Raw genomic sequence first — 13,105 nt, forward strand, 5'->3', positions numbered from 1 at the left:
CGCCAAGAACGCGCGCCCCCTGCTTTTTTAACCGATCGCGCGCCGCATGGATATCGGGCACTTCGTAGCAGACATGGTGTATGCCGCCCGACGGGTTTTTTGCCAGGAATGCGGCAATGGGTGAGTCCGCACCCAAGGGTTCCAGCAATTCGATCTTGGTATTGCCAACATCGATGAAGACGACGGTGACGCCATGTTCTGGCAAAGCTTGCGGCTGTGTTAGTTTTGCGCCAAGTGTATCGCGATAAATTACGGACGCTGCCTCCAGGTCAGGTACGGCGATCGCGACATGATTGAGACGTCCCAGCATGGGCGTTTCCTTATGGGCGGGTCACGAAAACCGTGACCACCGGCTTTTTACCCCAGACCTCATTGGCTGCGGCGCGAACTGCCCGGCGCACTGCTTCGCGTACCATGGCAATATCCTTGCGTTTTTCGCGCGGAATACTTTGCACCGCACTCACCGCTGCATCGTACAGCAGATCCTCGAGCAGCTCACCTTCGGCGTCATTTTCCGGAAGCCCGATCGGAACGATTTCAGGGTCCTCCATGATGTTGAATTTTTCGTCCAGCAGCATCGAAACCGCAACATGTCCGACATAAGAGAGCTTGCGGCGATCAACGATGCCGACCTCTTCCTCGTCACCGATGAGCTTGCCGTCCTTGTACCACCGGCCAATCGGAGCCTGATCAATGATTTCCGCCCTACCCGGCGCAAGACGCAGTACGTCACCATTGCGCACCTGCGGCACTTCCGGAATTCCCGCCATCGCCGCCAACGAACCCTGTCCAACCAGATGCGCTGCCTCGCCGTGTACGGGTACGAGGATGCGCGGACGTACCCACTCGTACATGCGCTTCAATTCATTGCGGCGCGGGTGACCGGAGACATGCACCAATTGATCGCCGTCGGAAATGATGTGGATGCCCTGCTCGATCAACAGGTTTTTCGTGTCGATAATCGGCTTTTCGTTGCCGGGAATCGGGCGCGAAGAATAGATCACCGTATCGCCTGCCGATAATGCGACGTTGCGCATTTCGTCGCGCGCAAGCTTGGCAAGCGCCGCGCGCGGCTCGCCCTGGCTGCCAGTCAAGATGATCACCATGTTTTCGCGCGGGACGTAGCCGAAATCGTCTTCGGACAGGAATTCGGGAACGCCATCGAGATAGCCGAGCTCGCTCGCTACATCGATCATACGCTTCATCGATCGGCCAAGAACCAGCGTTTGCCTGCCGGCGTCGCGCGCTGCCAAAGCTATGGAGCGAATGCGCCCGACATTCGATGAGAAAGTCGTTATCGCAACGCGGCCACGGGCATTTTCTATGATCTCACGCAAGCTTTCGCCTACCTCGCGCTCGGACGGGGACTCACCATCGCGCAAAGCATTGGTGGAATCGCACATCATCGCGAGCACGCCCTCGTCGCCAAGTGCGCGAAACCGCGCTCCGTTGATGAGCGGTCCGAGTGAAGGCTCCGGATCCATCTTCCAGTCGCCGGTATGAATTACCGTACCCAGCGGTGTCTTGATCGCCAGCGAAACGGGCTCAGGAATCGAATGGGTAACGGCAATCGCTTCGAACTCGAATGGACCCACGGTAAAAGCCTCGCCTGCACGGTAGATGGTCACCGGAATGTTCGGCGCACCAGGTTCCGACTGGCGCTTGGCAGCAAGCAGACCTGCCGCAAAGGGCGTCGCATAGACGGGAACGTTCAGTAAGGGCCAAAGGTCAAGCAACGCGCCGTAGTGATCCTCGTGAGCATGCGTAATGACAATGCCTTTCAGATTGTGGCGTTCCGCTTGCAGGAATCGAATATCCGGCAACACCAGATCAGCGCCTGGAAGATCCGGGCCTGCAAAGCTCACGCCCATGTCGACTACGACCCATTCACGTTTGTGCGCAGGACCATAGCCATAAATAGCCAGGTTCATCCCGATCTCGCCAACACCACCTAGCGGCAAGAAAACAAGTTCTGCTTGATCGGAACTAGCCATTTATACTCCTAAACTAAAATCTACTCAGCGCGTGCCGACGCCACTGCACCAAAATGAACGTCGCCAGCGGCAATCTTTACCCGTTCGCCTTCGTTGTCGCGAATGACAAAGCGGCAATCTTCATCGATAGTCTCGAATATACCACGCAGCACCGCTCCGTCGACTCGGACGGCGACTTCGCTGCCAACGCCTGCCGCCCGTGCAAGCCAGCGCTTGCGAATCTCGGCTAGCCCTCGGCCTTCGCTCCAGATTCTGCTGTTTTCTCCCCACGCATCTGACAACGCCAGAAAAAGTGTTTCTGCATCGCAATTTGCGCCGAGCTTCACCAACGAAGTGGCAGGGTAAGGAACATCGTCGGGGTAGACGACTACATTGACACCGATACCAACAACGATCGCCAAGCGATTGTCTGGTAGTTGTGTCGATTCCAAAAGAATGCCCGCAAGCTTCGCACCGTCTGCCAAAAGATCATTTGGCCATTTCAGCTCAACTCGTAAAGCTGATTTACCTCGCCCGGTATGTCCCGCTCCATCGATGCCGACTTTGAATGCTGCCGCGGGACAAACAGCATCCAAGGCATCGGCAAGGGACAGTCCAGCGACGAAGCCAAGTGTCGCGGCGGTTTTCAGCTCGAAGTTTCCGGTCAGGAGCAGCGAAGCAGCAAGATTGCCATACGAGGTCGCCCAGGCGCGTCCTCGCCTTCCGCGGCCGCTCTCCTGCTGTTTGGAGACGATCCAAAGTTTTCCGGGATCGCCCGCCTGCGCACGTTCCAATGCCGCGGCGTTGGTCGAGCCGATCGTATCGAATGCCTCCAGCCGAAAGCCGTCTTGCTCTGCCAGAGGCGAAAGTGAGAATCCCATCGGGCTCCTAGAAAAACGTCTTGGCGGCGGCGTTGGCAAACGTGCTGACTGGGCCGCCCACCAGGACGTAGAATAGCACCAGCAGGCCGGATACTCCAAGGACCAGGCGCAACTCGCCTGCCATGGGTACGAACGCGCCGACTGGTTCGTCGAACCACATGATCTTGATGATGCGCAGATAGTAAAACGCACCGATGACCGACGCCACGATACCAATAATAGCCAGCGCATAAAGGTTGGCCTGCATGGCTGCAAGGAACGTATACCATTTGCCCCAGAACCCAGCGAGCGGCGGAATACCGGCCAACGAGAACATCAGAATCGTCAGGATAGTCGCCATGATCGGATTCGTCCGTGACAGGCCGGCAAGATCGCCGATCGACTCGACATTGCCCTCCTTGCGACGCATGGCAAGAATAAAGGCGAACGTGCCAAGTGTGGTGACCAGATAGATCAGCATATATATCGCGACGCCCCGCACACCGACGAGTGTACCGGCTGAGAGCCCGACAAGCGCGTAGCCCATGTGGCTGATCGATGAATAGGCCATAAGACGCTTGATATTCCGCTGGCCAATAGCGGCGAACGCGCCAAGAACCATGGATGCAATCGCTATAAACACGATGATCTGCTGCCAATCATGGGTGATTGGCTGGAAGGTCTCAACGGCAACACGTGTAAGCAATGCCATGGCTGCCATTTTCGGCGCAGTCGCGAAGAAGGCTGTGACCGGTGTCGGCGCGCCCTCATAAACGTCCGGCGTCCACATGTGGAACGGTACCGCCGAAATCTTGAAGGCAAGTCCCGCAAAGATGAATACAAGGCCAAATACAACACCAAGCTGCCGCTCGGAACTGCTGAGCGCCTGTGCGATAGCTTCAAAACCGGTGTGCCCGGTAAAGCCATAGACCAAAGAAATTCCGTATAGGAGCATGCCCGAAGAGAGCGCCCCGAGAACGAAGTATTTGAGGCCAGCTTCCGTCGAGCGCGCGCTATCGCGGTTGATGGCAGCGACGACATAGAGTGCAAGCGACTGCAGTTCCAGGCCAAGATAGAGCGATAGTGTGTCGTTGGCGGAAATCATCAGCAGCATACCGAGCGTCGCCAGAAGGGCCAGGATCGGGAACTCGAACTTGTCGAACTTCTCTGATTTGGCAAAACCGACTGACATGACGAGCGTCACTATAGATCCGACCAGGGTCAAAACCTTCATGAAGCGAGAGAAGGGATCGGTGACGAAAGCACGACCGAAGACGTGACCGTCCTGCGGGAACAGAACGACAAGCGCCAGCGCCACGAGCAGGATGGCTACCGTTAGGCTGTTGACAAGCGAGTAGGCCCGCTCCCCAGAAAACGCCCCGATCATCAGTAGCGCCAGTGCACCCACCGTGATCAGGAGTTCAGGAGCCATGAGCGTCAGGTTGGCAATCATATCGGTCTGCATCGGCCTTGGCCTCTTCCTGCTATTTCAACGCCAGTGTGGCCGCTGAGGACAGCGCGTTATTATATTGATTGATCAGAGCGTGTACGGAGCTTGCCGTCGCATCAAAGATAGGCATCGGATATACGCCGTAGAAAATTGTCAGGATCACGAGCGGGTAGATCACTGCCTTTTCACGCGGTGACATATCCAGAAGCGACTTCAGACTTTCCTTGTCCAAGCCCCCGAATATGACGCGCCGATAGAGCCAGAGCGCATACGCCGCCGAGAATATGACACCGCTCGTTGCGAACAGGGCAACCCAGGTGTTGACGCGGAAAACGCCGAGCAATGTCAAGAACTCACCGATGAATCCCGACGTGCCGGGGAGACCAACGTTGGCCATGGTGAAGATCATAAACACGACTGCATATTTCGGCATGTTATTGACAAGGCCGCCATAGGCCGCGATCTCGCGCGTATGGGTTCTGTCGTAGACAATACCTACACAGAGAAACAGCGCGCTGGATACCAGGCCGTGCGAGAGCATCTGGAATATCGCGCCTTGAATGCCCTGCTCGTTGGCTGCGAAGATGCCCATGGTGACGTAGCCCATGTGGGCAACGGATGAATAGGCAATCAGCTTCTTTATGTCTTGCTGCGCCAGCGCAACGAGCGATGTGTAAATGATGGCGACCACGGAGAGCGTATAGATCAGCGGTGCAAAATCGGCCGAAGCATTCGGGAACATGGGAAGGGAGAAACGTATGAAACCGTATCCACCAAGCTTCAACAGGATGCCGGCCAGAATGGCGGATGCCGCCGTTGGCGCTTCAACGTGGGCATCCGGCAACCATGTGTGCACCGGCCACATTGGCATCTTGACCGCAAACGAGGCGAAGAAGGCGAACCATAACCAAGTCTGCAACGACGCCGGGAACTTGTACGCAAGCAAGGTCGGAATATCCGTCGTACCGGCCTGCCAATACATCGCCATGATGGCAAGCAGCATCAGCACGGAGCCGAGCAAGGTATAAAGGAAGAATTTGAAGCTGGCATAGACACGCCTCTTACCGCCCCAGACACCGATGATGATGAACATCGGCACGAGAACGGCTTCGAAGAACACGTAGAACAGCACGATATCGAGCGCACAGAACACGCCAATCATCAGCGTTTCGAGAACTAGAAACGCGATCATGTATTCTTTGACGCGTGTCTGGATCGCTTCCCAGCTCGCCAGAATGCAAAGTGGCATCAGGAACGTGGTGAGGATGACGAACAGCATGGAAATGCCATCGACGCCCATGTGGTAGGAAATTCCGGAGTCGAGCCAAGCAGCCTTCTCGACAAACTGAAAGCCGGCTTGGCCGTTATCGAAATAGTACCAGATCGGCAATGAGAGAAGGAACGTAATGATCGTCGTCCACAGGGTCACATTACGGATGTTGCGGCGTGCAGCATCGCTATCATCCCGGATCATCAGGACAAGAAGGGCACCGACCAATGGCAGGAAGGTAACAGTCGAGAGAATTGGCCAGTCGGTCATCAGAAATTGCTCCCGAGCATCATCCACGTGACGAGTGCGGCGACCCCGATGAGCATCGCGAACGCATAGTGATAAAGATAACCGGATTGCAGGCGAACAACCCGGTTGGTGACGTCAACCACGCGTGCCGAAATTCCATCCGGACCATGCCCGTCGATCAGCCAGCCATCGCCCTGCTTCCACAGGAACCGGCCAAGTGCCTTTGTCGGACGCACGAACAGGAAGTCATAAAGCTCATCAAAATACCACTTGTTGAGCAGGAACTGGTAGAGCCCAGGATGCTGTGCAGCGAGCCGTCTCGGTGTCTCGGGTGAGCGAATATAGAAGTACCAGGCAACGATGAACCCCACCGCCATCGCAAGGAAGGGCGACATCGCCACCAGGAAGGGCACGTGATGATGCTCTTCGAGGATTTCGTTTTCCGGCCCTGTGAAGATCGCACCCTTCCAGAATTCGGCATACTCATGACCGAAGAAATACTCACGGAATATAACACCGGCGAACAGCGCGCCCGCCGCCAAAATGAACAGCGGAACCAGCATGACATAGGGTGACTCATGCACATGATGCATCACGTCGTGGCTGGCGCGTGGCTTGCCGTGGAAAGTCATAAAGATCAGGCGCCATGAATAGAAGCTGGTGAAGATCGCCGCTACGACAAGGAGGATAAAGGCGTAACTGGCCATTGGGCTGTGCGACGCGAATGCGGATTCGATAATCATGTCCTTCGAGAAGAACCCCGCCGTACCGATAAGCGTCCCTGGAATGCCCAATCCTGTCAGGGCAACAGTCCCGACGATCATCATCCAGTAGGTTTTGGGGATCAGCGTGCGCAGCCCGCCCATATGGCGCATGTCCTGCTCATCGGAAACGGCGTGAATGACGGAACCTGCACCAAGGAACAGCAATGCCTTGAAGAAAGCATGAGTGAACAGGTGGAAGATGCCGGCACCGTAGGCACCGAGACCCAAGGCAACGAACATGTATCCGAGCTGCGAACAGGTCGAATAAGCGATGACGCGCTTTATGTCGTTCTGCACGAGGCCAACAGTTGCGGCAAAGAAGGCTGTGGTTGCGCCGATGAATGTCACGAAAATCAACGCAGTATGCGACAATTCGAAGATTGGCGACAAGCGGGCAACCATGAATACGCCGGCCGTGACCATGGTCGCAGCATGAATAAGCGCAGAGACCGGTGTCGGGCCTTCCATGGCGTCCGGCAACCAGGTGTGCAGGAGGAACTGCGCAGACTTGCCCATCGCACCCATAAAGAGCAGCAGGCAGGCAATGGTGATCGCGCCCTGTTTGTCGAGCGCATAGCCGAGAAAATTCAGGACAATCTGACCACTTTCGGCAGCACCCTCAGCCGGAAGATATTGTGCAGCGGAAGCAAAAAGCGTGTCGAACTGAACCGTTTCGAAAAGCACAAACAGCGAGAATATACCGAGYAGGAAACCGAAATCGCCGACGCGGTTGACCACGAAGGCTTTGATAGCTGCTGCATTTGCAGAAGGTTTCTTGAACCAAAAGCCGATCAGAAGATAGGAAGCAAGGCCGACACCTTCCCAACCGAAGAACATCTGAACCAGATTATCGCCGGTCACCAGCATCAACATGGCGAAGGTGAAGAGTGAAAGATAGGCGAAGAAGCGTGGCCGATCCGGATCATGGTGCATGTAGCCGATCGAATATGTATGGACCAGCGCCGAGACAGTGTTGACGACAACCAGCATTACCACGGTCAGTGTATCGATGCGGAGCGCCCAGTCGAAGCTTAACGAACCTGACTCGACCCAGTGTGCAACTGGAATCTTGAACGCCTCGCCATGACCAAGTGCCACGGTCGCAAAAGCAATCCAGGACAGGACCGCGCAAACGATCAACAGTCCGGTCGTCACATACTCGCTCGCCTTCGCACCGATCGATGAGCCGAAAAGGCCAGCAATCAAAAAGCCAAGCAGCGGAAGGAAGACAATCGCCAGATACAGCATGCCCCCGTCAACCTTTCATCATGTTGACGTCTTCCACGGCAATCGACCCGCGATTGCGATAGAACACGACGAGAATAGCAAGACCGATCGCTGCTTCTGCAGCGGCAACGGTCAAGACAAACAATGCAAACACCTGGCCGACCAAATCGCCCAGAGCAGCGGAAAACGCCACGAAGTTGAGGTTAACTGCAAGCAGGATCAATTCGACCGACATCAGAATGATGATGACGTTCTTCCTATTGAGGAAGATGCCGAAGATCCCGAGCGTAAACAGCAGGGCAGAAACAGTCAGATAGTGTGCGATACCGATTTCCATCATGACACCTCTGTCAGGCCCTTGCCTGTTTCAACTTGTTTGACCTCGATGGCCGTTGCCGGCGTACGTGCGACCTGCTCTGAAACGTTCTGTCGCTTGATGTTCGGTTTGTGACGAAGCGTCAATACAATCGCGCCAATCATCGCAACCAGAAGGACGAGACCAGCAATCTGGAAGAAGTAAACGTAGTCTGTATAGAGAATATCGCCGAGCGCCGCCGTATTGGTGCGCGTCGCTACGTCAGGCGTTGGCTGGAATGCCACTGTTCCCAGTTTCGGTGCAAAGACCGATCCGCCCAGAACGATAATCAGTTCAGCAGCAAGGATCAGACCGACGAGTGCGCCGATGGGTGCATATTGCAGCGCGCCGCTTTTCAGTTCAGCGAAATCGACATCAAGCATCATGACAACGAAGAGGAACAGAACTGCGACCGCCCCAACATAAACGACCAAAAGGATCATCGCCAGGAACTCGGCGCCGGTCAAAAGGAACAAACCTGCCGCATTGAAAAATGCGAGGATCAAGAACAGCACGGAATGCACGGGATTGCGCGCCGCAATCACCATGAACGCACTGGCGACGGTTATGAAGGCGAAGAGATAAAAAAACGCCGCCGCGATACCTGTCAGCATGGGTTCCCCCGATTTCCATTCCGGCAGGGCTTTCCTGCCATTTCTAACTTCGTCTTACAGCAATTCCGGACGGGAAACCGGTTCCCACTTCCCCGAGATTGCTCTGATGCGATTCACGCGATTTCCGCGCGTTCGCAGCCTCTTAGCCCATGTTCCGGTCCGATAGAAGCTATCGTCCCAAGGACACAAGCGCGCACGCATTTTTACCGGTAAGGCGCGTCCATTGCGATGTTGCGCGCCAGTTCCCGCTCCCAGCGATCGCCGTTAGCGAGCAGCCGGTCCTTATCGTAGTAAAGTTCCTCACGGCTCTCCGTGGCGAACTCGAAGTTCGGTCCCTCGACAATGGCATCTACTGGGCACGCCTCTTGGCAAAAACCGCAATAAATGCACTTCACCATGTCGATGTCATAGCGCACGGTACGGCGGGTACCGTCATTACGTCGCGGGCCTGCTTCGATCGTGATGGCCTGCGCCGGGCAGATCGCTTCGCAGAGCTTGCAGGCGATGCAACGTTCTTCCCCATTGGGATAGCGGCGCAGCGCATGCTCACCGCGAAAACGCGGGCTGAGCGGACCCTTCTCGTATGGATAATTCAGAGTCGCCTTCGGGGCAAAGAACTGCCGCATCGACAGAAAGAACGCCCCGACGAATTCCAGAAGCAGGAGGGATTTGGCAGCTTGTGCCAAGGAACCGGTATTCGAACTCATGGCGTAAGACCCGTGATTTTAAGGAAGGCCGCCGTCGCGATGACCATGAAGAGCGAGATAGGCAGGAACACCTTCCAGCCCAGGCGCATCAATTGGTCATAGCGATAGCGCGGAACGAATGCCTTCACCATGGCAAACATGAAGAAGCAAAAGAACAGCTTGAGCAGAAACCATACTACCCCCGGCACCCAATTAAGGAACCACACGTCCACTGGAGGCAGCCAACCGCCCAGGAACATGATGGTCATCAGCGCGCACATCAGTGTAATCGCAACGTACTCGCCGAGGAAGAACAACAGGAAGGCGGTGGACGAATATTCGATCATGTGACCGGCGACCAATTCCGATTCCGCCTCTACGAGATCGAAGGGCGGACGGTTGGTTTCTGCCAGTGCCGAGATGAAAAAGATGATGAACATCGGGAACAGACCGAGCCAATGCCAATCGAGAAATGAGCTTGGCAGTCCGACAATCGTACCTAGGCCATCACGCTGTGAATTGACGATATCTGTCAGGTTCAATGAACCGACACAAAGCAGAACAGTGACGATGACGAAACCGATGGAGACTTCGTAAGACACCATCTGCGCTGCAGAGCGCAAGGCGCCGAGAAAAGGATACTTCGAATTCGACGCCCAACCGGCCATGATCACGCCGTAAACTTCGAGCGAAGAAATGGCGAGGACATAAAGAATGCCAACGTTAACATTGGCGACCGCCCAGCCCTCGTTGACGGGGATAACCGCCCACGCTGCCATGGCAAGTACCGACGAAACCAGCGGCGCCAGCAGGAAAATTCCCTTGTTGGCGCCGGATGGAATGATCGGCTCCTTGACGACGAACTTCAGAAGATCGGCGAACGACTGCAGCAAACCGAATGGCCCAACAACGTTTGGGCCCCGACGCAGTTGAACTGCTGCCCAGATCTTGCGATCCGCATAGAGCAGATAAGCGATGATCAGCAGCATTACGACCAGCAACAGAAGTGATTTTCCGAGGATGATCAGCAGCGGCAGAATATAGGTTGCGAAAATTTCTTCCATGTCAGTTTTCTTCTCCGCCTACTCGGCCGCCTGCTTGAAACCACTCTTGGCAAGCGCGGAACATTCGGCCATGACGGCTGATGCGCGTGCTACCGGATTGGTCAAGTAGAAATCCTTCACCGGCGAGACAAAGGCAGTTTTCTCAACGGAACCAGATGCATTTGCCAGCTTCTTGACATCTGCAGGATCACCGACCTCGATGTGATCGATCATGGCAAGATGCGGATACTCCGCGTAGAGGACAGAACGCAAGGCAGCCAGCGAGTCGAAAGGCAATTTCTTGCCGAGAACATCCGACAACGCCCGCAGGATTGCCCAATCTTCCTTGGCGTTACCCGGAGCAAACCCAGCACGATTGGACATCTGCACGCGACCTTCCGTGTTGACGTACGTACCGGACTTCTCGGTATATGCCGCGCCTGGCAGGATCACGTCGGCGTTGTGTGCGCCTTGATCGCCGTGAGTGCCGACATAAACTGTGAAGGCCTTGCTCTTCTTTTCCCAGTTCAGTTCGTCGGCGCCGAGAAGGAACAGCACGTCAAGCGCAGTCTTCATTTCCGCCACTCTCTTGCCGCTTGGCCCCGGCACGAACCCGATGTCGAGCGCACCAACCCGGCTGGCAGCCGTATGAACGACGCCAAAACCGTTCCATTCGACGCTGAGTGCGCCGGTGTCGGCGGCAATCTTGGCCGCAAGACCGAGYACGGCGGCACCGTCGGCACGGGATAGAGCGCCCTGCCCTATGACAACCATTGGGTTCTGGGCCTTCTTCAGCACAGACAGGAACTTCAGAGAACCGTTGGCGAGATCTGCCAAGGTCTCGGCACCGCTTCCAAGGTACTCGTATTTGTAGCGGAGATCAGCTTGCTCTCCTATCACGGCAATTGGCGTTCCAGCAGCCCGCCAATGCTTGCGGATGCGAGCATTGAGCAATGAAGCTTCAAAACGTGGATTGGAGCCGATAATCAGGATCGCGTCAGCAAGTTCGATACCATCGATTGCCGGATTAAATATATAGGACGCGCGCCCATCGGCAGTATTGAGGACAGAACCATCCTGCCGTGCATCAATGTTTTCCGATCCAAGCGATTGCATCAGCAGCTTTAGGGCGTACATTTCCTCGACAGTTGCCAGATCACCGGCAATAGCGCCGATCTTGCTGCCCTTCGTCTTGGCGACAGCAGCTTTGATAGCTTCAAAGGCTTCGGGCCAACTTGCAGCAACAAGGCGGCCCTCCTTGCGAACATAGGGTCGATCAAGGCGCTGGGTTCGCAAACCGTCCCAGATGAAGCGAGTCTTGTCGGAAATCCATTCCTCGTTCACCTGCTCATTGACGCGCGGCAGAATGCGCATCACTTCACGGCCCCGCGTATCGACCCGGATAGCCGAGCCGACCGCATCCATCACGTCGATGGACTCGGTCTTGTTGAGCTCCCACGGACGCGCCTGGAATGCATACGGCTTGGAAGTCAGTGCGCCGACCGGGCAAAGATCGATCACGTTACCCTGTAATTCGGACGTCATTGCATGCTCGAGATATGTGGTGATCTCGGCGTCCTCGCCGCGCCCTATCAGACCAAGCTCGGAAATGCCCGCGACCTCTGTCGTAAAGCGGACGCAGCGCGTGCAATGAATGCAGCGTGTCATGATCGTCTTGACGAGCGGACCGATGTATTTGTCTTCAACGGCGCGCTTGTTTTCCTTGTAGCGCGATGAATCGACGCCGAAGGCCATTGCCTGATCCTGCAGATCGCATTCGCCGCCCTGATCGCAGATCGGGCAATCAAGCGGATGATTGATGAGCAGGAATTCCATCACGCCCTCGCGGGCCTTCTTGACCATGGGTGTATTGGTGAAAATTTCCGGTGTCTCACCATTGGGACCAGGGCGCAGGTCGCGTACGCCCATCGCGCAGGATGCAGCCGGCTTTGGCGGCCCGCCCTTCACTTCGATCAGGCACATGCGGCAATTGCCGGCAATCGACAAGCGCTCATGAAAACAGAACCGTGGCACCTCTGAACCAGCCGTTTCCGCAGCCTGCAGAAGCGTGTAGTGATCCGGTACCTCGATTTCTTTACCGTCGACTTTGATCTTCGCCATTATTCTTCTCCGGCACGGTTGGCCGATTCATAAGCTTCAAACAGGTCTTTCACAGAAATGCCATTGATGATCATTCCTGCGAGCAAGGCGCTCTCAATCTTCACATTGCTCATGTTAACATTTCTGAACAACACATTGGAAAGATTGACATCCTTAATCTTTGAATTGCTCAAATTCACCTTTTCAATCACGGCAGCGGACAGATTGACGTTGTGAAAACGGGTATTCGACAAATTCACGTCATCAAATTTGGAATTGGCAACGCTTGCGTCGCGCACATCAAGTACGTCACGTGTCGCATGCATCTCCATCACTCACCTGCTCCGTTCGACATCATTAGACCAATTGCCTGTCCCACCCAGTCGTCACGAGAAATTCGCCCGCCAAGTTTGATCTGATCGTCAACCTTGGCTAAATCATCGACCGTCCATGCCGCTATTTGAGCATAAGTCCGAATACCCATGCCATTCAGTACCTGTTCAAGCTTGGGACC

General features: G+C 55.5%; 12 protein-coding genes and 1 pseudogene. All 13 read right to left on the bottom strand.

Annotated elements, in window-relative coordinates; genetic code table 11:
- Positions 1–310: methylmalonyl-CoA epimerase (gene mce / locus ACXJ5O_RS08155; RefSeq protein WP_457299449.1), on the bottom strand; the 310-nt coding region annotated here is incomplete at its 3' end.
- A 10-nt stretch (positions 311–320) separates the two neighbouring features.
- The gene (locus ACXJ5O_RS08160; protein WP_457299450.1) at positions 321–1,994 is read right to left on the bottom strand and encodes a ribonuclease J; all 1,674 of its coding nucleotides are present in this window, start codon (positions 1,992–1,994) and stop codon (positions 321–323) included.
- A gap of 20 nt (positions 1,995–2,014) precedes the next feature.
- Positions 2,015–2,854 carry a biotin--[acetyl-CoA-carboxylase] ligase gene (locus ACXJ5O_RS08165; protein ID WP_457299451.1) on the bottom strand — a complete coding sequence of 280 codons (840 nt, stop codon included), beginning with the start codon at positions 2,852–2,854 and terminating at the stop codon, positions 2,015–2,017.
- Between the two features lie 7 nt (positions 2,855–2,861).
- Complete coding sequence (nuoN, locus tag ACXJ5O_RS08170; RefSeq protein ID WP_457299452.1) at positions 2,862–4,298, bottom strand: NADH-quinone oxidoreductase subunit NuoN; 1,437 nt, start codon at positions 4,296–4,298, stop codon at positions 2,862–2,864.
- 19 nt (positions 4,299–4,317) lie between these two features.
- A complete protein-coding gene (locus ACXJ5O_RS08175; RefSeq protein ID WP_457299453.1) occupies positions 4,318–5,823 on the bottom strand; it encodes an NADH-quinone oxidoreductase subunit M in 1,506 nt (501 codons plus the stop codon).
- Positions 5,823–7,814: an NADH-quinone oxidoreductase subunit L gene (gene nuoL, locus ACXJ5O_RS08180; RefSeq protein WP_457299454.1), complete on the bottom strand. Its 1,992-nt coding sequence runs from the start codon at positions 7,812–7,814 to the stop codon at positions 5,823–5,825. Before nuoL ends, ACXJ5O_RS08175 begins: the two co-directional genes overlap by 1 nt.
- A gap of 7 nt (positions 7,815–7,821) precedes the next feature.
- Positions 7,822–8,130 (bottom strand): NADH-quinone oxidoreductase subunit NuoK, encoded by a 309-nt coding sequence (gene nuoK / locus ACXJ5O_RS08185; RefSeq protein WP_112530899.1) that lies wholly within the window; start codon positions 8,128–8,130, stop codon positions 7,822–7,824.
- A complete protein-coding gene (locus tag ACXJ5O_RS08190) occupies positions 8,130–8,762 on the bottom strand; it encodes an NADH-quinone oxidoreductase subunit J (RefSeq protein WP_112530898.1) in 633 nt (210 codons plus the stop codon). The genes nuoK and ACXJ5O_RS08190 overlap by 1 nt, the downstream gene beginning before the upstream one ends.
- A gap of 203 nt (positions 8,763–8,965) precedes the next feature.
- Entirely contained in the window at positions 8,966–9,469 is a 504-nt protein-coding gene (nuoI, locus tag ACXJ5O_RS08195; protein ID WP_112530897.1) for an NADH-quinone oxidoreductase subunit NuoI, read from the bottom strand.
- A complete protein-coding gene (nuoH, locus tag ACXJ5O_RS08200) occupies positions 9,466–10,512 on the bottom strand; it encodes an NADH-quinone oxidoreductase subunit NuoH (RefSeq protein WP_112530896.1) in 1,047 nt (348 codons plus the stop codon). Before nuoH ends, nuoI begins: the two co-directional genes overlap by 4 nt.
- Before the next feature lie 18 nt (positions 10,513–10,530).
- Positions 10,531–12,612 carry an NADH-quinone oxidoreductase subunit NuoG gene (gene nuoG / locus ACXJ5O_RS08205; protein ID WP_457299455.1) on the bottom strand — a complete coding sequence of 694 codons (2,082 nt, stop codon included), beginning with the start codon at positions 12,610–12,612 and terminating at the stop codon, positions 10,531–10,533.
- Positions 12,612–12,923, bottom strand: coding sequence for a pentapeptide repeat-containing protein (locus tag ACXJ5O_RS08210; RefSeq protein ID WP_457299456.1), 312 nt, complete (start codon positions 12,921–12,923; stop codon positions 12,612–12,614). Before ACXJ5O_RS08210 ends, nuoG begins: the two co-directional genes overlap by 1 nt.
- Positions 12,923–13,105: pseudogene (locus tag ACXJ5O_RS08215) on the bottom strand (NADH-ubiquinone dehydrogenase); the annotation flags it as partial. The gene ACXJ5O_RS08210 and the pseudogene ACXJ5O_RS08215, both read right to left, overlap by 1 nt.

Source organism: Phyllobacterium sp. P5_D12, from assembly GCF_054049495.1.